Here is a 21546-nt window from a genome sequence, read left to right on the forward strand (position 1 = left end):
CCTCTACTAGGGAGAGAATTTATTCTACGGGAATTTAACTATGCTCAATCTATCTCCGTTGCAGCATACTTGCTTAAAGTAATCCTTGTGCACGTAGTTTACGCTTCATTTTAAAGGCTGTCATGAAAATGACACAAGTAGCCACAATGCCTGCTATTACACCAAATACATTACTAGTCGCAACAGAATAGCCGATAGAGCACATTGCTAATACAGCTGCTAATGCATAGATGGCCATTACGATTTTTGCACGATTCATAGCCTAGCCTCCTATATAAAAAATTGTTAATCAGATAATATTTTTTAGAATGATGGAAATTCTAATAAGGACATTTCTATCCTTCTTGTGCTATAATATCACAGTTAAACATTCGAAAAAAGAATATGGAGTGGAATAATGACAAACTTACGTCAAGATCTTCGCAATATCGCAATTATCGCCCACGTTGACCATGGTAAAACTACCTTAGTCGACCAATTATTAAAACAATCAGGTACATTCCGTTCAAACGAACATGTTGAAGAACGTGCAATGGACTCTAATGATATTGAACGTGAACGTGGTATTACAATTTTAGCAAAAAATACTGCAGTAAACTACAACGGAACTCGTATCAACATCCTTGATACGCCTGGACACGCCGACTTTGGTGGTGAGGTAGAACGTATTTTAAAAATGGTAGATGGCGTTTTACTAGTTGTCGATGCGTATGAGGGTTGTATGCCGCAAACACGCTTTGTATTAAAAAAAGCGTTAGAACAAAAGTTAACACCAATTGTAGTTGTAAACAAAGTTGATAAAGATTCAGCACGTCCATTAGAAGTTGTAGATGAAGTATTAGAATTATTCATCGAGCTAGGTGCTGACGATGATCAATTAGATTTCCCTGTTGTTTATGCATCAGGTGTTAACGGTACAGCTTCTCTTGATGCTGATCCAGCAAATCAAGAAGAAAATATGCAATGTCTATTTGAAAAAGTAATTGAAGCAATCCCAGCACCAGTTGATAACTCAGCAGATCCATTACAGTTCCAAGTTGCATTACTTGATTATAATGATTATGTTGGTCGAATTGGGATTGGACGCGTATTCCGCGGTACTATTGAAGTAGGTCAACAAGTGGCTTTAATGAAGTTAGACGGTACTGTAAAACAATTCCGTGTAACGAAGCTATTTGGTTTCTTTGGTCTAAAACGTGAAGAAATCCAATCAGCTAAAGCAGGGGACTTAATCGCCGTTTCAGGTATGGAAGACATCAACGTTGGTGAAACAGTATGTCCTGTTGACCATCAAGATGCTTTAACACCATTACGTATTGATGAACCAACACTGCAAATGACATTCTTAGTAAATAATTCACCTTTTGCAGGTCGTGAAGGGAAATGGGTAACTGCACGTAAAGTGGAGGAGCGTTTACGTTCACAACTACAAACGGACGTTTCTTTACGCGTAGAAGATACAGATTCACCAGATGCATGGACTGTTTCTGGTCGTGGAGAACTGCATTTATCAATTCTTATTGAAAATATGCGCCGTGAAGGCTTCGAGCTACAAGTATCAAAACCTCAAGTAATCATTCGTGAAATTGATGGTGTAAAATGTGAACCGTTTGAGCGTGTACAAATTGATGTTCCAGAGGAAAATGTTGGTTCGGTTATTGAATCAATTGGTACTCGTAAAGGTGAAATGTTAGATATGGTGAACAATGGCAATGGCCAAGTTCGTTTAACATTCTTAGTTCCTGCTCGTGGTTTAATTGGTTATACGACAGAGTTCATGTCGATGACTAAAGGTTTTGGTATTATTAACCATACATTTGATTGCTACCAACCATATATTCCAGGTCGCATTGGTGGACGTCACCAAGGTGTTCTTGTTTCAATGGAAACTGGTAAATCAACAACTTATGGTATGATGCAAGTAGAGGACCGTGGTACACTATTTGTAGAGCCAGGGACTGAAATTTATGAAGGTATGATCGTTGGCGAAAATACACGTGAAAATGATATCACTGTAAACATAACAAAAATGAAGCAAAAAACGAATGTTCGTTCTGCGACAAAAGATGCAACAAACGTTATTAAAAAGCCTCGTTTATTAACACTAGAAGAAGCGTTAGAATTCTTAAATGATGATGAGTATTTAGAAATCACACCAGAATCAATTCGCCTTCGTAAACAAATTCTAGATAAAAATGAACGTGAAAGAATAGCGAAAAAACTAAAAAACGCTGAACAATAATTTTTGCTTCCACGAAAGGAAGAGGAGTCTTGGATCTAAAGTCCGCTTTATTGGGTGAACTAAATGTTATTCAAGTTGCTGCACAGTCAAGTACAGATGAAACAGCAAAAGTTTATGGAAGAATGGCTGGTATCACTAGATTTTTATACGAAAATTTACCAAGCTATGAAATAGCAGGCTATGTTGTATTTCTTCTAGTATTTGTACTTTCTGCCATTGTCTATAAGCTAGGCTTTGCCAAGAAATTAAAGTTATCTCAAAATATTATTATTTATGCGTTCCTGTTTTTAGGTTGTATCATGCTAACGTTTTTCGCCTTATTCTTGCCGATGATTGAAGGGCTTATCGTAGCAGCCTTAATTTTAATTGTCTATAAAACAAGATTATGGCGTGAGAAAAGAGAAGAACAACAAGCTACCAATCAGTAACATTTAGGTTTTTATAATAAGAAATTTTACATGAAGCAGTCTTAGCGATAATAATCACGCTAAGACTGTTTTTTGATTTACACTAATATAAATGACAGGCCAAATTTAAGAAACTGCCCGGAAAGCTACCTATACACCTGCTGAAAAAATAAATCAAACATCATTGTCCTTATCGAACCGTAGTAAATACTACTTCAAGATAAATTGGTAGGCACCGAAATCTTCTGATGTGAATAAGTTAATGTCGATAGGCTTATTTTGATCACATCAAGGAGGAAAGGGAATGCGTTGGCTTACAAAAGGTTTATTATTGAGTGTCATTGCTTTGTTACTCCTTTCTTTGACGGCATGTAATAAAGCAGAGCTAGAACAAGTCAAAGTAGGGGAAGTTACTCGTTCAATTTTCTATGCGCCTCAATATGTAGCGCTTGAGAAAGGATTCTTCGAAGAGGAGGGGCTTTCTGTTGAGCTACAAACGATTGCAGGTGGCGATAAAACGATGACGGCGTTACTGTCAGATGGTATTGATATTGCTTTAGTTGGGTCGGAAACGTCCATTTATGTTACTTTACAAGGTGCTAATGATCCCATTCAAAATTTTGCCCAGTTAACACAAACGGATGGGACCTTTTTAGTGGCAAGAGATAAGATAGATAATTTTTCATGGGATCAATTGAAGGGCTCGACTTTTTTGGGGCAACGTAAAGGTGGTATGCCTCAAATGGCAGGGGAATTCGTGTTGAAAAAACATGGGATCGACCCTGTGAATGATTTAACGCTCATTCAAAATATCGATTTTGCCAATATTGCTACTGCTTTTGCATCGGGGACTGGTGATTATGTCCAATTATTTGAACCAACAGCAAGCGTCTTTGAGAAAGAAGGGAAAGGGTATATTATCGCTTCGTTTGGAACGGAGTCGGGCACTCTTCCTTACACATCCTTTATGGCAAAAAGTAGTTATTTAAAGGAAGATGCTGAAACTGTTCAAGCCTTTACAAATGCATTGCAACGAGCACAGGATTTTGTTCAAAATGAAAGCTCAGCAGAAGTGGCAAAAATAATTCAACCGTATTTTGAGAATGTTGATTTAGCGATTATTGAAACAGTGGTTGAGCGCTATAAAGCTCAAGGCTCCTATGCTACTGACCCTATCCTCGATGAAGGAGAGTGGGATAACTTGCAAACGATTATGGAGGAAGCAGGTGAACTTCCTCAACGAGTGGAGTATGAAAAACTTGTCAATACAACCTTTGCTGAAAAGGCTGCTGAGTAATATGGAATTTTTGCAGCTAGAGAATATTCACCATAGTTATTTTTCAAGCACACAGGCAAAGGAAGTATTACGTGATATCAGTTTAGCCATTCAGGAAGGAGAATTTGTCTCATTTATTGGACCAAGTGGCTGTGGGAAAACAACCCTATTATCGATAATTGCGGGTTTATTCCCTGCAACTGAAGGCAAGGTCTATATAGATGGGGAAGAACTATCGGCACATAATCAAACTAGCATTGGCTATATGCTTCAGCAAGACTATTTATTTCCGTGGAAGACTATTGAAGAAAATGTAACAATCGGTCTGAAAATCATGGAACGGAGCAATAAAACACATAAAGTAACGGCCAATGCCCTTTTGCATGAAATCGGCTTACCACATGTCGGGAACAATTATCCACGAGAATTATCAGGAGGGATGAGACAACGTGTGGCACTTGCTCGTACATTAGCCGTTAATCCAAAAATATTACTTTTAGATGAACCGTTTTCAGCTTTAGATTACCAGTCGAAATTAAAGTTAGAAGATTTAGTCGTTGAAACCTTAAAAACGTATAAGAAGACGGCTATTCTTGTGACACATGATATTGGTGAAGCTATCGCGATGAGTGAGCGTGTCTTTCTATTTTCTGCAAATCCTGGGACATTACACAAAGTGTTTGAAATTCCTAAAGCACTTCGCGAGCTTTCACCGTTTGATGTAAGACAGCATCCAGCCTATGCAGATGTTTTCCAAACCATTTGGAAGGAGCTGGAGAGCCTTGGATAACACATTATTTAAACAATATCAGCAGTTGTTAAAAAAGGAGAAACGCTTTGTTCGACTGTATCAACTTATTATTCTGCTCCTATTTTTCGGAGGATGGGAGCTGCTGTCAAGGTTAGAATGGATTGATCGTTTAATATTCAGCTCACCAACGCATGTTTGGCATACCTTTATTGAAAAAGTAAACGATGGCTCTTTAACATTGCATGTTGGTGTTACTCTAATGGAGACGGTAATAGGCTTTATAGCGGGTACTTTACTAGGAACGTTAATAGCTATTGTTTTATGGTGGTCTCCGTTATTATCAAAGGTACTTGATCCGTATTTAGTTATTTTAAACGCGATGCCAAAAGTTGCGCTTGGACCGATTTTAATTGTAGCACTTGGTCCAGGATATTTTTCAATCATAGCGATGGGTGCATTGATTTCCATCATTATTACAACCATTGTTGTCTATACCGCTTTTAAAGGAGTTGACCCGAACTATAGTAAGGTTTTACAAACATTTGGGGCAACAAGATGGCAAATATTTCGGGAAGTGATTTTACCAGCTTCTTTTCCTACGATTATTTCAACACTGAAGGTGAACGTTGGTTTATCGTGGGTAGGGGTTATAGTGGGCGAATTTTTAGTAGCATCAAAAGGTCTTGGTTATTTAATTATTTATGGCTTCCAAGTATTTAATTTCAACCTTGTCCTAATGTCATTGCTCATTATTGCATTTTTTGCAACAATTATGTATCAAGTGGTCGAATTGATTGAAAAGGCGATCATTAAAACTAATGAATAATAGAGAAAAAGAGGTGTCTCGAAATAGAGGCACCTCTTTTAAGCTTATAAATGTTAAAATTCTTTATCCATTTGTGGTGAAGTACGATAGAACCGGAAATTGCCAGTTTCAAGTCGTGCAACCGTATTATCTTTAATTCGATCATGGCAAATAGTACACATGTAAGTATGGATTGGACGATTACGCAACTTTTTTGCTAATGGCAAATTATCATCTATATTATGAATCGTATCGCAAATTACGCATTTTACGCGCATTGCATTCCCTCCTATTCAGCACGAATGGCTGATACGTTTTTAATAGGATTGTCTAGATTTGAACCATCTCTTAATAATACATGGATTGGACCATCTTCTAAAAGGGGCTTGCCATCTTGGCTATATTTTAAAATAAGGGTATTTGCTTCTTCAATTGTGAATGGATACTCTTGACCATCTTTGCATTCTAGGACGATTTTTGTCGCTTCAGGCTTAATTTCAGCATTTTTCAAGAAGTGACTCAATTCGATTCCAAATGTACCTGTTTCCATTCCTTTACGGTCAAATTTACGCTCTGATTTTAACGTAGGTGGGAATGTTGCCCCTTCCATAATTTCACGTGACCAGTGAGCGCCAACCTCACGCATATACTTGATGTCTGAATCTTCCTCGACATCTTGTGTAGTGAAGTAAGTATTTAAATCTAATTTACGATCATCGAAAATCCACACAGTGGGATCTAATGTTAGTTGGTATGAAACTGCACCCTTGATAGGAATTATTGTTTCCATAATAGAAATCCTCCTCAAAACTTGTATATCCAAGACATAGTATAACGCTAATGACTAGAGATAATAAAGAAATATAATTCGAATTCTCTATTTTCCAATGTAGACACTTGCATTTTTATCGACTAAAAGATAAACTTTATTAAGATAGAATCGAAGAAATATCAGATAATGGGGGCGTCCTCATGGATACGAAATCACAAACTTCTTTTCAAGAGAAGGCTTTGGAGCTACTAGTTGCTGATGCAGACAAGATTGCTCGTCTTATTCGAGTACAAATGGATCATTTAACAATGCCACAATGCCCTTTATATGAGGAAGTATTAGATACACAAATGTTCGGCCTGTCACGTGAAATTGATTTTGCTGTGAAGCTTGGACTAATTGAACGTGAAAAAGGCAAAGAAATTCTCGATTCACTCGAGAAGGAACTTTCTGTACTACACGACGCGTATACAGACAAATAAAAAGAAAAACTCAAACGCTTCTTTGCGCTTTGAGTTTTTTTACTAGAACGAGGTTTTCTAATGAGACAATACTTAAAACGTTATGCACAAAATTTTGATTACCCCTTATTTTTTACGGTCCTATTATTAAGTTTATTTGGGTTAATAATGATTTATAGTTCAAGTATGATGGTTGCTATTGTACAAAAAGAACAAGCACCTGATTTTTTCTATCGAAAACAAGTAATCAATTTAATGGTGGCATTTCTTGGCTTTATAGTGGCTGCTTTTTTCCCATATAAACATTATGCGAATAAAAATATTATGTTATTTCTAACCATCGTATTAATTGTGTTATTTACGTGGGTAAAAGTGGCTGGTAATGGGGCAGATCAAGTAGGCTCACAGAGTTGGATTGCTATTCCAGGTTTAGGGAATTTTCAGCCTTCGGAGTATGCAAAACTATTTATAATCTTATATTTTGCAGCTGCTTTTTATCGAAAAGCGCAAAAATATACGTTTGAAAAGCTACAACCAACCGAAATATTCTATCCCATTTTCCTATGGATTTTAGTCGTTGCTGGGGTGGCCTTCGAAACAGATTTAGGTGCTGTTATTATTTTATGTGGAATAGCCGTATCTGTAGTTGCTTCAAGTGGTATTCCCTTTAAAACCTTTTGGAAGTTTTTTGGTGTATTAGCAGCATTCGGTGCAGCAATTTTAGGAATACTTCTGCTGTTCAAGGGAGAACTACTAACAGAAAACAGAAAAGGACGGATTTTATCTTATTTAAATCCGTTTGAGTACGAAGATGGTAGTGGACATCAAGTGGTGAATAGTTATTATGCTATTGGCGGAGGCGGCTTAGAAGGGCGCGGTCTTGGTCAATCCATTCAAAAATTAGGGTACTTGCCTGAACCACAAACGGATTTCATTATGGCAATCATAATGGAGGAATTAGGAATATGGGGAGTTTTAATTGTTTTATGTGGTTTAGGGTTTATTGTATATAAAGGTTTTTCTATTGCATTGCGAACGAAAGATCCATTGGCACGCATGATTGCGGCTGGTATTGCGAGCTGGATAGGCTGGCAAACGTTTATTAATCTTGGGGGTGTAACTGGGTTAATCCCGTTAACCGGTGTAACGTTACCTTTTATAAGCTATGGCGGTACATCTATAATCATTCTATCTTTAGCGATGGGGATATTAATCAATGTTTCTATGTTTGAAAAGGTAGAGCGGAAAAAAACACAATCATAAAGGGGGATACCTATGGAATCAATCAACAAAATTCTCGTAGCCAATCGAGGAGAAATTGCAATTCGTATTTTCCGTGCATGTACGGAGCTGAATATCCAAACTGTTGCCATCTATTCAAGGGAGGATAGTGGTGCCTTTCATCGCTTTAAAGCAGATGAAGCTTATTTAGTGGGAGCTGGCAAGAAACCAATCGATGCTTATTTAGATATCGAGGATATTATTGCCATCGCAAAAGATGCAGATGTTGATGCGATTCATCCAGGGTATGGTTTTTTATCAGAAAATGTGGAATTTGCCCGTCGCTGTGAGGAAGAAGGCATTGTCTTTATCGGACCAACTTCTCAGCATTTAGATATGTTTGGGGATAAAGTCAAAGCACGTTCGCAAGCCATTGCGGCAGAAATTCCTGTTATTCCTGGTACAGATGGTCCAGTAGCTGATCTAGCAGAAGTAGAGACATTTGCTAGCACTTACGGCTATCCAGTTATGATTAAGGCAGCACTTGGCGGTGGTGGTCGTGGGATGCGTTTAGTCCATACACCGGAGGAGCTTGCTTCTTCTTATGAAAGGGCAAAATCAGAGGCAAAGGCTGCTTTTGGTTCTGATGAGGTGTATGTTGAAAAAGCTATTATCAAACCAAAACATATTGAAGTACAGATTATTGGTGATCAGCAGGGCAATATTGTGCACTTATATGAGCGTGATTGCTCGATTCAGCGTCGTCACCAAAAAGTAGTTGAAATTGCCCCATCACATTCGATTTCACAAGAGTTAAGAAATCGTATTTGTGACGCTGCCGTGAAATTAATGAAGAATGTCTCGTACATAAATGCAGGGACAGTGGAATTTTTAGTCGCAGGCGAAGATTTTTATTTCATCGAGGTAAACCCTCGTATTCAAGTAGAACATACGATTACAGAAATGATTACAGGTGTCGATATCGTCCATGCCCAAATCAAGGTAGCAGCAGGTTATGCTCTGCATAGTGAAGAAATTCATATGCCGAAGCAAGAGGATATGCCAATGATTGGCTATGCAATTCAGGCTCGTGTAACAACAGAAGACCCTGCAAATGACTTTATGCCGGATACAGGGAAATTAATGGTATACCGTTCTAGTGGCGGTTTCGGTGTACGTTTAGATGCGGGGAATGGTTTCCAAGGTGCTGTCGTAACACCATATTATGACTCTTTACTAGTAAAAATTTCAACATCAGGCATGAACTTTAAAGAAGCTGCTGCGAAAATGGATCGCAATTTAAAAGAATTCCGAATTCGTGGAGTCAAAACGAATATACCGTTTTTAAATAATGTGGTAACACATGAGAAGTTTTTATCAGGTGCTTTTGACACAAGCTTTATTGATACAACACCTGAACTATTCCATTTCCCTGTACGTAAGGACCGTGGGACAAAGCTGTTAAGTTATATTGGTAATGTGACATTAAACGGCTTCCCTGGTGTTGAAAAAAAATCAAAGCCTATTTTTGTACAACCGAATATTCCAAAAGTTGATACACTAATAGCACCTCCAGCAGGTACGAAACAGATTTTAGATACACAGGGAGCAGATGGCTTAGTGCAATGGATTTTAGCACAGGAAGACGTACTACTAACAGATACTACATTCCGCGATGCTCACCAATCCCTGCTTGCAACACGTGTTCGTTCACAGGATATGTATCAAATTGCAGATGCAACAGCTCGTATGATGCATCAGTTATTCTCGTTGGAAATGTGGGGCGGTGCAACATTCGATGTAGCGTATCGCTTCTTAAAAGAGGATCCATGGGAGCGATTAGCGAAACTGCGTGAACAAGTACCGAATGTGTTATTCCAAATGTTACTACGTGGAGCTAATGCCGTTGGTTACACTAACTATCCTGACAATTTAATCCGTGAATTTATCGCTGAATCCGCAGCATCAGGTATTGATGTGTTCCGTATTTTCGATAGCTTGAATTGGATTAAAGGAATGGAAGTAGCGATAGATGCTGCGCGTCAATCAGGAAAAATTGCTGAAGCGGCAATTTGTTATACAGGAGACATCCTCGACGACAGCCGTGCGAAATATTCAGTGCAATACTATAAAGATATGGCGAAAGAGCTTGAATCAGCTGGTGCCCATATTTTAGCTATTAAAGATATGGCTGGTTTATTGAAACCGGAAGCAGCGTACCGTTTAATTTCCGAGTTAAAAGAGACGACAAGTCTGCCAATCCACTTGCATACACATGACACAAGTGGAAATGGAATTTACTTGTATGCTAAGGCGATTGAAGCAGGTGTAGATATCATTGATACAGCGCTTGGATCTATGGCAGGTCTTACATCTCAACCGAGTGCCAATTCCTTGTACTATGCAATGAAGGGCGGTAAACGTGAGGTACGTGCGGATATTGATGCATTAGAAAAATTATCGTACTACTGGGAAGATGTTCGTAAATACTATAAAGATTTCGAAAGTGGCATGATCAGCCCACATTCTGAAATTTATGTACACGAGATGCCTGGCGGTCAATATAGTAACCTTCAGCAACAAGCAAAAGCAGTGGGTCTCGGCGATCGCTGGGAAGAAGTGAAACGTATGTATTCCCGTGTAAATCTACTATTCGGAGATATTGTCAAAGTGACACCATCTTCCAAAGTGGTCGGGGACATGGCACTCTTCATGGTCCAAAATGATCTTGACGAAAACACGGTTCTAACAAGGGGACAAACGATTGATTTCCCAGACTCTGTTATTGAATTCTTCCAAGGTTATCTTGGACAGCCACATGGTGGATTTCCAGAGGCACTGCAACAAGTCGTGCTTAAAGACCGTGAAGCAATTACAGTGCGCCCAGGGGAATTATTAGAGCCTATTCAGTTTGAACAATTAGAAGCTGTTCTTGAAGAGAAATTAAATCGTCCTGTTTCAAAGAAGGATGTATTAGCCTATGCTCTTTATCCAAAAGTTTTTGAGGAGTATGCGAAAACAGAAGAATCCTTCGGCAATATTTCGGTTCTCGATACACCAACATTCTTATATGGCTTAAAGCTTGGGGAAATCATTGAGGTTGAAATCGAAAAAGGTAAAACATTAATTATTAAACTAGTCTCGATTGGTGAGCCACAGCACAATGGGACGCGCGTTCTGTACTTTGAACTGAACGGCCAATCACGTGAATTAGTGATTCAAGATATGACAGTTGAGGTAGATGGCAACCTAGCGCTAAAAGCAGATCCAAGTAATCCAAACCAAATTGGTGCTACAATGCCAGGTACTGTGTTAAAGGTTGTTGTTTCTAAGGGCAGTCCAGTCAAACGTGGTGATCACCTATTAATAACGGAAGCGATGAAAATGGAAACAACGGTCCAAGCGCCAAAAGACGGTGTTGTAAAAGAGGTTTATGCAAGTGCAGGGGATGCTATTTCAACAGGTGATTTATTGATTGAAATTGAATAAATCGTTTTGAAAAAAGGTTAGTAGATACTTTTTTGGTATCTACATAACCTTTTTTATTTGTTGAAGGAGTCATTGTATCAAACTTGATTAGTCAAATGGTTGTATAATAACCATAACGCCTTTATTCAGGCATTAAGCAGCATATAATGGTGGACGAAAATGACTTTTAGATATCCTTGCATAAGTGATGGGAGTTTAGCGTAAATTGCTAACTGTGCCTCTACCAGAGCAGCTTTAATTTTCAAACAGGCAAGCAATGTGCAAAAGATCAAGAAGTAACAATATTATTTGAACCGCAATGAAAGTAGAGGGACGTGAAAATGCTTAAAGCATTATTTAATTGGATGTTTGTCATAGGTTTAATCCTATTAGGAGGCCGCCTTATAACGATGATTTGTCGATATTTTGACATTCCTTTTACAACATTTTTTAAAGATTACGCCCTAGTATCTATGATTATTTTAATTGTAGGTATTATAGGAACGGAAACAATGAAGAAACAAAACTAAAGACATAGAAAAAGATTCGTCACATAATAGGTGGCGAATCTTTTTTTAATGGATTATTTCTTTTTCTCATTATAATTACTACGAGCTACTAGCATGATCATGTAACATAATAGGCCGAATAAAAGGGAAATAAATAATGAATGCAGTAAAGCTACCGTTAAATTCAGTCTAGTTAGGACTACTAACATACCAGCAATCACTTGTAAAATAACTATAGTAAATGCAATAACCCATCCATAGTAAATTACACGTTGGTTTTTATATTCTTTCACAGCGTGCCAAGTTATGTATGCAATCCAAATGAAAATAATAAGAACAGCTAGTCGATGTCCCATTTGCACCCATTCGTACATATTATTGGGAGGTGCAAAAGGTGTCTCATTATAGCAAAATGGCCAGTCAGGACAAATTAAGCTCGAATCTGTATGACGAACTAACGCCCCAGTATAAACGACTAAATAAGAATAAATTGTGACAGCAATTGTATGCCAACGTAACTTTTTACCAATAAATACGTTATCGGCATCAAATTTTCGATCGACTTCAAATACAATCATAGAAAGGAGAAGAACCGCAGCAAAGGAAATAAGAGAAATCCCAAAATGAAGGGCTAGGATGAAATCACCTTGTCCCCATAAAACTTGAGCAGCTCCTATAAGAGCCTGCGCGATTAAGAAAAACATTGCTAAAAAACCAAGTAACTTTACTTCACGAATATGTCCGAGTTTACGCCATGTCCATACTGTTAACACAAGAATTGAAATAGATACGACTCCAGTTACAAGACGATGTGAGAATTCAATAAGGACTTCTGGTGTAATCTCCTTTGGAATAAGAGATCCATTACAATCAGGCCAGTTTCGACCACAGCCTAAGCCACTATCTGTTTTAGTAACGAGAGCCCCACCTAGTAAAATAAGGAGCATCCCAACTGTAGCGGCAACAGCAAACCACTTCAAATACCTGTTGTGTTGCATAAAATGAGTCACCTACTTTATCTATCAACATTACAAGAACGTAATGTTTCTGCTACTAGATAATATCGAAAATACGTATAAAAAACAACTTGTAAAGAGAAGGGAGTAATAGATGTCGATTCCATTTCACAAATTGTTCATAATTTCGTGCTTTAACCTTCACAATTCATTTTAGAAAATGTTTTACTATAGATATGTTGTTTTTAATTATATTTCTAGACAAAGCTAATTTTTACAACTTCATCTAAATTTCACTTAATGTCTAGAAATCAATCGCAAATTTCGCTATAGTTATTGTTAGCGGAATATGCTTACAAAAATGAAAGGAGAGGTATTATGTCAAACGGTCGTACACTGGCGGCTACTAGAAATACTGGTCCAGAAACAACATCTGTTGTAAAAGATTTCTTAGCACTAATAAAAATTGGAATCGTTAACTCGAATCTTGTCACAACGTTTACAGGGATGTGGCTGGCTTTTCAGTTTACTAGTAGACATTTCTTGCAAGAGCTTGATGTTATCTTTTACACCATGCTGGGTGCAGCATTCATCATCGGTGGCTCAGGCGCAATGAATAACTACATTGATCAGGATATTGATCCTATCATGAAAAGAACAAAAGCAAGGCCGACAGTGACTGGCAGATTTAAGCCGAATTTCGTATTGACCATTGCCCTCTCATTTTTAATTGTAGGTGAAATTTTGTTATTTGCGGCATCGTTTGCAGCCGGCATGTGGGGACTAGTAGGAATATTTGCTTATGTCGTTCTGTATTCAATGTGGTCGAAGAGGAAGCATGTTAGCAACACTGTTGTAGGAAGTATTTCCGGGGCTATTCCTCCAGTTATTGGATTCGCGGCGGTTGAGCCTGCTTTAGGTCCGGGAGCACTTGCCTTATTCCTAATTATGTTTGCATGGCAACCACCACATTTTTATGCGCTTGCTATGAAACGAACAGAGGAATATCGTGCAGCTAAAATACCAATGCTACCTGTAGTAAAAGGATTTAAACGTACAAAGTACTCAATGTTATTCTGGATTCTTTTATTATTACCGTTACCTTTCCTTTTACCAGAGCTTGGAATTGGCTTTTTAACTCTTGCTACTACATTGAACTTGGGTTGGTTAATACTAGCTCTGAAAGGCTTTACAACTAAAGATGATATGAAATGGGCAAATAAAATGTTTATTTATTCATTGAATCATATGACCATACTATTTGTAGCCATGATCATATTTGCGGTGTTTAGCTAATTTAGGAATTCTTTCTTTTCTTAAAGAATTCATATAGACAGAACTAATGTCCTAGGTACACATGAAAATACAACAAAGAAAGAGGGGTTTAATTAAGCTATGATGAAAGGGCTTAAAAAATGGCGTCTTTTTTCACTTCTAGCAGTGATGATGGTCTTCCTTTCAGGTTGTGGTGAAGATTATCTATCAACACTGAAACCATCTGGAGAAGTAGGTAAACAACAATTGAACTTATTACTGTTAACTACTGTAATTATGACGCTAGTAGTAGTAGTAGTATCCGTTATTTATTTACTTGCATTCGTAAAATACCGTCGTTCACGCGTTGGTGAAAATGTGATCCCTAAGCAAGTAGAGGGTAGTCATACGTTAGAAGTGATTTGGACAGTTATACCGATTATTTTATTATTAATTATCGCTGTACCAGTTGTTACAACTACTTATAAATTCGCAGATGTTGCTGCAATGGATGAAGTAGATGAAGAAGGGAACAAAACAGCCCTTACAATCAATGTAACAGCAAAATTATACTGGTGGGAATTCGAATACCCTAACCAAGGGATCGTAACGGCTCAAGAGCTAGTAGTACCAACAGGTGAAAAAGTTTACTTTAATTTAAAAGCTGCCGATGTTAAGCACTCATTCTGGATTCCTGCTGTAGGCGGTAAAATGGATACAAACGTAGAAAACTTAAACAAATTCTACCTAGTATTTGATAAAGAATCAAAAGATCTTAAAGATGGCGTATTTTATGGAAAATGTGCTGAATTATGTGGACCTTCACATGCTTTAATGGACTTTAAAGTAAAAACATTAAGCCCAGATGCATTTGATGCATGGGTTGACGCAATGAAAGCGACAGAAGGACAAACTGCTGACAAAGCTTCAACAGATCTTGGTGAAGCAACTTTTGCTAACAGCTGCTTAGGCTGTCACGCTATCTCAGGTTCAGGAGCAGGCGGTACACCTGGTCCAAACTTAACTACGTTTGGTGATCGTAACCGTGTTGCTGGTTTCTTAGAACACAATGAAGAAAGCTTAAAAGCTTGGATTAAAAACCCAGAGGAATTTAAACCAGGTAACTTGATGATGAATGCTGAAGGCACTGCGCCTATCTACGGTAATTTATCTGACGAGGAAATTGAAGCTCTTGCAACTTATATCATGGGCTTATCAGTAGAAAAATAATTTTCGTTCTATAGTAACAAATTTTGAGGGAGGTAAAAGTTGTGAGCTCATACACACAGAAAAAGGGCTTTGGAGCAACTGTCTGGGATTACATTACTACTGTCGACCATAAAAAGTTAGCAGTTATGTATTTATTAGCCGGAACATTGTTCTTCGCTATCGCTGGTTTTGAAGCGTTATTAATGCGTATTCAGTTAATGAAACCAAATAACGATTTTGTATCAGCTGGTTTTTTCAATGAATTATTAACAATGCACGGAACAACAATGTTATTCCTAGCTGCTACTCCATTACTATTTGCATTTATGAACATGCTTGTACCATTACAAATTGGTGCGCGTGACGTTGCATTCCCGTTCCTTAACTCTTTAGGGTTCTGGTTATTCTTCCTAGGTGCAGTATTCCTTCACCTGTCATTCTTTATGGGTGGCGCTCCTGATGCGGGCTGGACTTCTTATGCATCATTATCTTTATATTCTCCAGGACATGGTATTGATTTCTATGTTCTTGGTTTACAAATTTCAGGGGCAGGTACTTTAATTTCTGGTCTTAACTTCATCGTTACGATCATTACAATGCGTGCTCCAGGTATGACATTCATGCGTATGCCATTATTCACTTGGACTTCACTTGTATCAAGTGCGTTAATTTTATTCGCATTCCCTCCATTAACAATTGGTTTATTAATGATGTTATTTGACCGTATGTTCGGTGGTAACTTCTTTGACCATACAATGGGTGGTAACACAGTTATTTGGGAACACTTATTCTGGATCTTCGGACACCCAGAGGTTTATATCCTAGTATTACCTGCGTTCGGGTTATTCTCTGAAATTATCCCAGCGTTCTCACGTAAACGTTTATTCGGATACTCTTCAATGGTATTCGCTACAATTTTAATCGGTTTCTTAGGGTTCATGGTTTGGGCCCACCACATGTTTACAACTGGTCTTGGGCCAACAGCAAACGCAATCTTCGCTGTTGCAACAATGGCTATTGCTGTTCCAACAGGTATGAAAGTATTCAACTGGATCCTAACAATTTGGGGCGGATCTATTAAAGTTACAACACCAATGCTTTATGCACTTGGTTTCATCCCGTCATTCGTTGCGGGTGGTGTTACAGGGGTAATGCAAGCATCTGCTCCTCTTGACTATCAACTACATGATTCTTACTTTATCGTAGCTCACTTCCACTACGTAATCGTTGGTGGTATCGTTACAGCATTATTTGGTTCAGCTCATTTCTATTGGCCAATTTTCTTCAACCGTATGTTAAACGAAACGCTTGGTAAAATTACTTTCTGGATATTCTTTATCGGATTCCATTTAACGTTCTTCGTTCAACACTTCCTAGGTTTAATGGGTATGCCACGTCGTGTATTCACTTACATGGAAGGTCAAGGTTGGGACCAATTCAACTATATCTCTACAATCGGTGCATTAATGATGGGTGTAGGGGTTATCTTAATGGTAATCAACTGCTTAATGTCGATCAAAGGCAAACCAGCAGGTCGCGACCCATGGGGCGATGGACGTACTTTAGAATGGTCAATTCCACAACCAATTCCATTCTATAACTTCCGTCAAACACCACTTGTTCGTGGTTTAGATCCATGGTGGATTGAAAAACAAGAAGGTAACAAAGAAGTAACATTTGCTGAGCCACTAGGTGATATCCATATGCCAAATAACTCAGCGATTCCATTTGTTATTTCATTAGGTATGTTTATTGCAGCATTTGGTGCTCTTTACAATCCAGATGCAGATAAACCTTGGTCAATCTACATTTTAATCATTGGTTTAGCAATTACTTTCGGTGCGATGATTTTCCGTTCTGTTAAAGACGATCATGGCTTCCATTTACACAAAGAAGATATTATTGAAATTGAAGAACAACTTTACGGCAAAGGAGGAAATAAATAATGGATTTCAATACTAAGTTTACTCCTCATACTTGGCCAGACCATCCTGAACAAGCTACGATGGAAGGTAAAAATAAAGTCGTTGGTTTCTGGATTTTCCTTGCCTGTGAAGTTGTACTTTTCGCAAGTTTATTCGCTACTTACCTAGCGCTTAAGAACAAAGGGCCAGCTGGCATGGAGTTCACAACACAAGGTTTATTTGAATTACCATTAGCATTTGCAATGACGATGTTATTATTAACATCTTCATTAACATCTGTATACGCAATTTACCATATGCGTAACTTTAACTTTAAAGGTATGCAAACTTGGTTAGCAATTACTTTAGCTTTAGGTCTTGGATTCTTAGCACTTGAAATTTATGAATTCCAACACTATGTGCACCTTGGTTTTACATTTAACCAATCTGCATTCGCAACTGCATTTTATTCTTTAGTTGGTACACACGGTTTCCACGTAACTTTAGGACTTGTATGGATTGCAACTTTAATGATCCGAAATGCTAAACGTGGGTTAAACTTGTACAATGCACCTAAATTCTTCGTAGCTGCTTTATATTGGCACTTTATCGATGTTGTTTGGGTATTCATCTTTACAGTAGTATACTTGATGGGAGTGATCGGATAATGTCTTCACACGATACACCTATAGTTGCTAAGTCACAGGCACAATATGAATATGATCGTCATCATAATGCCGTTCATATGCGTAAACAAGTAATCAACTTTGCGATCATGATTTTCTTTACTTTTATCGCTTTCGCAGTAGTTGCAGCCGATTTTTCTAAATACTTAATCATGCCATTAGTATTATTATTGGCTGGTGTTCAAGTTGTACTTCAGCTTTATTCTTTCATGCACTTAGAAGACAAAAAAACACACTTCGGTGGCGTTATTGGTTTCTTCATGTGGATGGGAATTTTAATCGCATTTACATTCTTCTTAGCATTTTTAACAATCATTTGGTGGTAATCACCAATAAAGCACGTTCGTCATATTGTACGAACGTGCTTTTCTTATTGTAGTGAAGTTATGTAGATTTCAAAAAGAGGCAAACACTGTTAAACTTAACATTTGTTCACCTTTCGTTCATTGCAGTATAGCTGTAAGCGTTTTATAATAGGAGTACTGAAGTTTAAAGGAGTGCGTTCTATATGCCACTTAGTATATTTGGTTTCCAAGCATTGTGGAGCCCATATTTAATAGGGGTTCTTGTTTTTATAACAATCATCTATTTTTTAGTCACAATAAAGTGGCGTAAGGATTTTAAAGTAAGTGAGCCTTTAAAAAAGGGTGAAGCCATTTACTTTGTGTTAGCCATGATTACTATTTATATTATCAAAGGTTCTCCAATTGATTTAATGGCTCATATTATGTTTACGATGCATATGGTGCAAATGGCTATATTATTATTACTTGTTCCCATCTTCCTAATTAAAGGGATCCCTTGGTGGGTTTGGAAAGTTGCTATTGAGGCACCAGTTGTTAGAACGTTGTTTAAAGTACTGACATTACCTGTTGTTGCAGTATTTGTGTTTATTGGTTTATTTTCCTTCTATCATTTACCTTCAATATTAGATTACATTAAATTAAATGAAACATTACATGGTACCTATACATTTGTATTATTTCTTTCTGCTGTTTTTATGTACTGGCCTTTAATTCAAAATATGCCTAATAGAGCTCATATGAAGCCATTGCATAAATTAGCCTATATTATTGCCAATGCCGTGTTAATTACACCTGCTTGTGGATTAATTATTTTCGCTCCTAATGCAATGTATGAAACATATACAAATGGTGAAGCATGGTTAAAAGCAATGGAGCTTTGTGTACCAGCCTCTACGTTATCAGGCTTATCTTTATCAGGACCAGAGCTATTTACAGACATGAAGCCTGTTGCAGACCAGCAATTAGGTGGCGTGTTAATGAAAATCTTACAAGAACTTATTTTTGGTGTATTAATTGGTACAATCTTTACAAGATGGTATCGTTCTGAACAAAAGGATCCAGATAAAATTACTGCTGACGCATTAGCTGCACACCAAAAAAAATGGGAAAGCCAACAGCAGCATTAATTTTAAAATAGAAATTTACTATGTATAAGGAGTTTTGACAATGGAATTGCAAATTTTGCCTACTATAAGTACATCATTTATCGTGATTAGTGCTGTACTCGTAGCGATAGGTTGGGGCTTAATTATAAAAAGAAATGTAGAAGGACATAAAAAAGTAATGCTTGCTGCAGGTGTAGCTGCACTTATTTTCTTTATTATTTATGCTTCACGAACAGTGTTTATTGGTAATACTGCTTTTGGTGGTGGTGAACATTTAAAACCATATTATACGTTTTTCTTGATTTTCCACATTATCCTGGCAACATCCGGAGCCGTATTTGGTATTGTTAGTATTATTTCAGGTTTAAAAACAAATCTCAAATTGCATAGAAGAATTGGACCAATCACAAGTATTATTTGGTTCTTTGTTGCGATTACAGGTGTCCTTGTTTATTTACTATTATATGTTTTATTTGAACCAGGTGAAACGACTTCAGTTATTAAAGCCATTTTAGGATTTTAAAGAAAATCTCCCTCCTTATTTTTGTACAGGAGGGAGATTTTTTGTAGTAGGCTGAAATAAAGAAAGTACCACGACAAAAAGTAATGGTCCAATTAAAATGCCAAGAAAACCAAATATTTTAAACCCAATAAACATGGCAATAAAAGTATTTAAAGATGAAAGTCCAATCTTATCGCCAATAATCTTTGGTTCAATCATTCTTCGTACTAAAAATTGTCCCACGGTTAATAACGTTAAGATCCCAGCATAAAGATAATCACCAGCAAACGCCTGGTAAATAGCCCAAGGGACTAATAAGAGAAATGAATCGAGAAAAGGGATAAAGTCTAACACAACAAGCAAACAAGCTAACAGTATCGGAAATGGTGTTTTTAAAAAGTAAAATGCTGCGAATGATATAGCAAAAATACTAAGGCCGACTAGGAATTGAGCTTTTAGAAATCCAAATAGGGCTAATTTTACACGTTGTCCAATGAAAATTATTTTTTGATGATAATGAAAAGGAACGGGCATTAATAATTTCCGATTAATGCTAGGCAAATCTAAAAGTAGCATGTACAAGACAATCCAGTAAACAAAAATATCAAATAAACGAGTGGGAATATATGTTAGTAATGTTGACCAGACATTAATGTTTGTTAAGGATAGGGCGAATTTTTCAATAGAAGCCAAAGCTTTTGCAATCATAAATTGGATTTGTAAAACTAATTCTACAGGTAAATGATAAGTGTAGTTACTGAGTTTAGATTGCATTTGTATCCATAAAGCAGATAATTGATTAAGGTACTCAGGAATATCCATGATAAATGAAGAAAATTGTTTCCAACTTATAAAGAGAAGGAGACTACATAATAATAAAGTTATAGTTAAAAAAAATAAAAAGAAAATGAAAACAACGATTTTACGTTTTTTTCGAAACCGTTTACTCATTCGAACAATAATAGGCTCTAAAAGTAAAGCGGTTAAGTAGGCAAGTAAGATTGGTAATGATATTGAAATGAACCAGAGAATAAAAATGCCCATTGCAATAACAATAATGGGATGACGAAAAAAAGGACGGTTAAAAAACGATAACATATTCTCACCTACATCATGTAAAAGATATAGGTAGTATGAGAAGAAAAAATAATTTTACTCAAATAAAAAAAGACTGGACCACCAGTCTTTTCACATCGATGAAGCTATCTACGCTATACTTGCTGTCACTTTAAAACTCTAAAGATTAGCGTGCGTTTACAGGTTCAAAGTTATTTTTATTTGTAGGCTCGATTGAGAATTGATCTAATTCTAATTTAACCTTTTTTAAGATTTCTTCACATTTTTTAACAAGATGTGCTGGGTAAACTTCGTCATCCCCATATTCTACACCATGTGGATAATAATATTTACCAAGAGCTGGTTTCATTAACGTAAGGATGGCATCATGTGCGCCTACATCACCAGAAATGGCATATGCGAATACGCGTAGGTAATAGCGACCTTCACGAGTATCGAAACGTTTATCGAATGTCATACGCTCGTAATCCCAACCGCCATCACATTCTAAACCATGTTTTTTCATAATGCTGACAATTAGCTCTTGATCAGCTGTTAAATTTTCAAGGTTAGTATTTTCAAAATACATGTATAGTCCTCCTTTAGGTTCTCGTACAAAGTATACGCTCATTTTTATAATAGAGCATATTTGACAT

The 21546-nt window shown here is 37.2% G+C and carries 22 protein-coding genes; 16 read left to right on the plus strand and 6 right to left on the minus strand.

Translation table 11 applies throughout. The annotated features are described in order from the left end of the window. Nucleotides 1-73: 73 nt before the first annotated feature. A complete protein-coding gene (locus MKY49_RS04090) occupies nucleotides 74-259 on the minus strand; it encodes a DUF5325 family protein (protein ID WP_341385671.1) in 186 nt (61 codons plus the stop codon). A gap of 138 nt (nucleotides 260-397) precedes the next feature. On the opposite strand from MKY49_RS04090, the gene typA reads away from it, so the two are divergent. The 5 genes from typA (at nucleotide 398) to MKY49_RS04115 (ending at nucleotide 5502) form a co-directional block, all read left to right on the plus strand. Further along, nucleotides 398-2242, plus strand: coding sequence for a translational GTPase TypA (gene typA / locus MKY49_RS04095; RefSeq protein ID WP_274795818.1), 1845 nt, complete (start codon nucleotides 398-400; stop codon nucleotides 2240-2242). A 29-nt stretch (nucleotides 2243-2271) separates the two neighbouring features. Then, nucleotides 2272-2670, plus strand: coding sequence for a YlaH-like family protein (locus tag MKY49_RS04100; RefSeq protein WP_274795819.1), 399 nt, complete (start codon nucleotides 2272-2274; stop codon nucleotides 2668-2670). Between the two features lie 283 nt (nucleotides 2671-2953). After that, complete coding sequence (locus MKY49_RS04105; RefSeq protein WP_312506819.1) at nucleotides 2954-3946, plus strand: ABC transporter substrate-binding protein; 993 nt, start codon at nucleotides 2954-2956, stop codon at nucleotides 3944-3946. Nucleotide 3947: 1 nt separating this feature from the next. Continuing rightward, nucleotides 3948-4715, plus strand: coding sequence for an ABC transporter ATP-binding protein (locus tag MKY49_RS04110; protein ID WP_312506828.1), 768 nt, complete (start codon nucleotides 3948-3950; stop codon nucleotides 4713-4715). Further along, nucleotides 4708-5502, plus strand: a complete 795-nt coding sequence (locus MKY49_RS04115) for an ABC transporter permease (RefSeq protein WP_274795822.1) — start codon at nucleotides 4708-4710, stop codon at nucleotides 5500-5502. Before MKY49_RS04110 ends, MKY49_RS04115 begins: the two co-directional genes overlap by 8 nt. A 53-nt stretch (nucleotides 5503-5555) precedes the next feature. On the opposite strand, the gene MKY49_RS04120 is transcribed toward MKY49_RS04115, so the two are convergent. After that, nucleotides 5556-5759: a YlaI family protein gene (locus tag MKY49_RS04120; RefSeq protein ID WP_312506818.1), complete on the minus strand. Its 204-nt coding sequence runs from the start codon at nucleotides 5757-5759 to the stop codon at nucleotides 5556-5558. 11 nt (nucleotides 5760-5770) lie between these two features. After that, nucleotides 5771-6271, minus strand: coding sequence for a peptidyl-prolyl cis-trans isomerase (locus MKY49_RS04125; RefSeq protein WP_274795824.1), 501 nt, complete (start codon nucleotides 6269-6271; stop codon nucleotides 5771-5773). Between the two features lie 182 nt (nucleotides 6272-6453). Between MKY49_RS04125 and MKY49_RS04130 the strand changes: the two genes are divergently transcribed. The 4 genes from MKY49_RS04130 (at nucleotide 6454) to MKY49_RS04145 (ending at nucleotide 11933) form a co-directional block, all read left to right on the plus strand. Beyond that, on the plus strand, nucleotides 6454-6735 hold the full coding sequence (locus MKY49_RS04130) for a YlaN family protein (RefSeq protein ID WP_004224778.1): 282 nt from the start codon (nucleotides 6454-6456) through the stop codon (nucleotides 6733-6735). A gap of 60 nt (nucleotides 6736-6795) precedes the next feature. Continuing rightward, nucleotides 6796-7977, plus strand: a complete 1182-nt coding sequence (locus MKY49_RS04135) for an FtsW/RodA/SpoVE family cell cycle protein (protein ID WP_274795825.1) — start codon at nucleotides 6796-6798, stop codon at nucleotides 7975-7977. A 12-nt stretch (nucleotides 7978-7989) separates the two neighbouring features. Continuing rightward, a complete protein-coding gene (gene pyc / locus MKY49_RS04140; RefSeq protein WP_274795826.1) occupies nucleotides 7990-11424 on the plus strand; it encodes a pyruvate carboxylase in 3435 nt (1144 codons plus the stop codon). A 320-nt stretch (nucleotides 11425-11744) separates the two neighbouring features. Then, entirely contained in the window at nucleotides 11745-11933 is a 189-nt protein-coding gene (locus MKY49_RS04145) for a hypothetical protein (protein WP_274795827.1), read from the plus strand. Nucleotides 11934-11986: 53 nt separating this feature from the next. On the opposite strand, the gene MKY49_RS04150 is transcribed toward MKY49_RS04145, so the two are convergent. Then, nucleotides 11987-12910: a COX15/CtaA family protein gene (locus MKY49_RS04150; RefSeq protein WP_274795828.1), complete on the minus strand. Its 924-nt coding sequence runs from the start codon at nucleotides 12908-12910 to the stop codon at nucleotides 11987-11989. A 336-nt stretch (nucleotides 12911-13246) separates the two neighbouring features. Between MKY49_RS04150 and cyoE the strand changes: the two genes are divergently transcribed. The 7 genes from cyoE (at nucleotide 13247) to MKY49_RS04185 (ending at nucleotide 19855) form a co-directional block, all read left to right on the plus strand. Then, a complete protein-coding gene (gene cyoE / locus MKY49_RS04155) occupies nucleotides 13247-14164 on the plus strand; it encodes a heme o synthase (RefSeq protein ID WP_274795829.1) in 918 nt (305 codons plus the stop codon). A gap of 99 nt (nucleotides 14165-14263) precedes the next feature. Further along, the gene (coxB, locus tag MKY49_RS04160) at nucleotides 14264-15352 is read left to right on the plus strand and encodes a cytochrome c oxidase subunit II (RefSeq protein ID WP_274795830.1); all 1089 of its coding nucleotides are present in this window, start codon (nucleotides 14264-14266) and stop codon (nucleotides 15350-15352) included. 41 nt (nucleotides 15353-15393) lie between these two features. After that, the gene (gene ctaD, locus MKY49_RS04165; RefSeq protein WP_274795831.1) at nucleotides 15394-17277 is read left to right on the plus strand and encodes a cytochrome c oxidase subunit I; all 1884 of its coding nucleotides are present in this window, start codon (nucleotides 15394-15396) and stop codon (nucleotides 17275-17277) included. Continuing rightward, entirely contained in the window at nucleotides 17277-17903 is a 627-nt protein-coding gene (locus tag MKY49_RS04170) for a cytochrome c oxidase subunit 3 (RefSeq protein ID WP_036125326.1), read from the plus strand. The genes ctaD and MKY49_RS04170 overlap by 1 nt, the downstream gene beginning before the upstream one ends. Next, a complete protein-coding gene (locus MKY49_RS04175; protein ID WP_274795832.1) occupies nucleotides 17903-18247 on the plus strand; it encodes a cytochrome C oxidase subunit IV family protein in 345 nt (114 codons plus the stop codon). Before MKY49_RS04170 ends, MKY49_RS04175 begins: the two co-directional genes overlap by 1 nt. Nucleotides 18248-18429: 182 nt before the next feature. Beyond that, nucleotides 18430-19353 (plus strand): cytochrome c oxidase assembly factor CtaG, encoded by a 924-nt coding sequence (ctaG, locus tag MKY49_RS04180; RefSeq protein WP_274795833.1) that lies wholly within the window; start codon nucleotides 18430-18432, stop codon nucleotides 19351-19353. A gap of 40 nt (nucleotides 19354-19393) precedes the next feature. Then, nucleotides 19394-19855, plus strand: a complete 462-nt coding sequence (locus MKY49_RS04185) for a DUF420 domain-containing protein (RefSeq protein ID WP_274795834.1) — start codon at nucleotides 19394-19396, stop codon at nucleotides 19853-19855. A gap of 15 nt (nucleotides 19856-19870) precedes the next feature. On the opposite strand, the gene ytvI is transcribed toward MKY49_RS04185, so the two are convergent. Beyond that, nucleotides 19871-20932 carry a sporulation integral membrane protein YtvI gene (ytvI, locus tag MKY49_RS04190; RefSeq protein WP_274795835.1) on the minus strand — a complete coding sequence of 354 codons (1062 nt, stop codon included), beginning with the start codon at nucleotides 20930-20932 and terminating at the stop codon, nucleotides 19871-19873. Nucleotides 20933-21077: 145 nt separating this feature from the next. After that, nucleotides 21078-21479 carry a YugN family protein gene (locus tag MKY49_RS04195; protein ID WP_141903391.1) on the minus strand — a complete coding sequence of 134 codons (402 nt, stop codon included), beginning with the start codon at nucleotides 21477-21479 and terminating at the stop codon, nucleotides 21078-21080. Nucleotides 21480-21546 lie beyond the last annotated feature (67 nt).

Source organism: Lysinibacillus sp. FSL M8-0134 (genome assembly GCF_038069745.1).
Classification (GTDB): domain Bacteria; phylum Bacillota; class Bacilli; order Bacillales_A; family Planococcaceae; genus Lysinibacillus; species Lysinibacillus irui.

Excerpts from the sequence above, each read along its gene's own strand:
- MKY49_RS04090 (WP_341385671.1), bottom strand. The coding sequence starts at position 259 with ATGAATCGTGCAAAAATCGTAATGGCCATCTATGCATTAGCAGCTGTA.
- typA (WP_274795818.1), top strand. The coding sequence starts at position 398 with ATGACAAACTTACGTCAAGATCTTCGCAATATCGCAATTATCGCCCAC.
- MKY49_RS04105 (WP_312506819.1), top strand. The coding sequence starts at position 2,954 with ATGCGTTGGCTTACAAAAGGTTTATTATTGAGTGTCATTGCTTTGTTA.
- MKY49_RS04110 (WP_312506828.1), top strand. The coding sequence starts at position 3,948 with ATGGAATTTTTGCAGCTAGAGAATATTCACCATAGTTATTTTTCAAGC.
- MKY49_RS04120 (WP_312506818.1), bottom strand. The coding sequence starts at position 5,759 with ATGCGCGTAAAATGCGTAATTTGCGATACGATTCATAATATAGATGAT.
- MKY49_RS04125 (WP_274795824.1), bottom strand. The coding sequence starts at position 6,271 with ATGGAAACAATAATTCCTATCAAGGGTGCAGTTTCATACCAACTAACA.
- MKY49_RS04130 (WP_004224778.1), top strand. The coding sequence starts at position 6,454 with ATGGATACGAAATCACAAACTTCTTTTCAAGAGAAGGCTTTGGAGCTA.
- MKY49_RS04135 (WP_274795825.1), top strand. The coding sequence starts at position 6,796 with ATGAGACAATACTTAAAACGTTATGCACAAAATTTTGATTACCCCTTA.
- pyc (WP_274795826.1), top strand. The coding sequence starts at position 7,990 with ATGGAATCAATCAACAAAATTCTCGTAGCCAATCGAGGAGAAATTGCA.
- MKY49_RS04145 (WP_274795827.1), top strand. The coding sequence starts at position 11,745 with ATGCTTAAAGCATTATTTAATTGGATGTTTGTCATAGGTTTAATCCTA.
- MKY49_RS04150 (WP_274795828.1), bottom strand. The coding sequence starts at position 12,910 with ATGCAACACAACAGGTATTTGAAGTGGTTTGCTGTTGCCGCTACAGTT.
- cyoE (WP_274795829.1), top strand. The coding sequence starts at position 13,247 with ATGTCAAACGGTCGTACACTGGCGGCTACTAGAAATACTGGTCCAGAA.
- coxB (WP_274795830.1), top strand. The coding sequence starts at position 14,264 with ATGATGAAAGGGCTTAAAAAATGGCGTCTTTTTTCACTTCTAGCAGTG.
- MKY49_RS04170 (WP_036125326.1), top strand. The coding sequence starts at position 17,277 with ATGGATTTCAATACTAAGTTTACTCCTCATACTTGGCCAGACCATCCT.
- MKY49_RS04175 (WP_274795832.1), top strand. The coding sequence starts at position 17,903 with ATGTCTTCACACGATACACCTATAGTTGCTAAGTCACAGGCACAATAT.
- ctaG (WP_274795833.1), top strand. The coding sequence starts at position 18,430 with ATGCCACTTAGTATATTTGGTTTCCAAGCATTGTGGAGCCCATATTTA.
- MKY49_RS04185 (WP_274795834.1), top strand. The coding sequence starts at position 19,394 with ATGGAATTGCAAATTTTGCCTACTATAAGTACATCATTTATCGTGATT.
- ytvI (WP_274795835.1), bottom strand. The coding sequence starts at position 20,932 with ATGTTATCGTTTTTTAACCGTCCTTTTTTTCGTCATCCCATTATTGTT.
- MKY49_RS04195 (WP_141903391.1), bottom strand. The coding sequence starts at position 21,479 with ATGTATTTTGAAAATACTAACCTTGAAAATTTAACAGCTGATCAAGAG.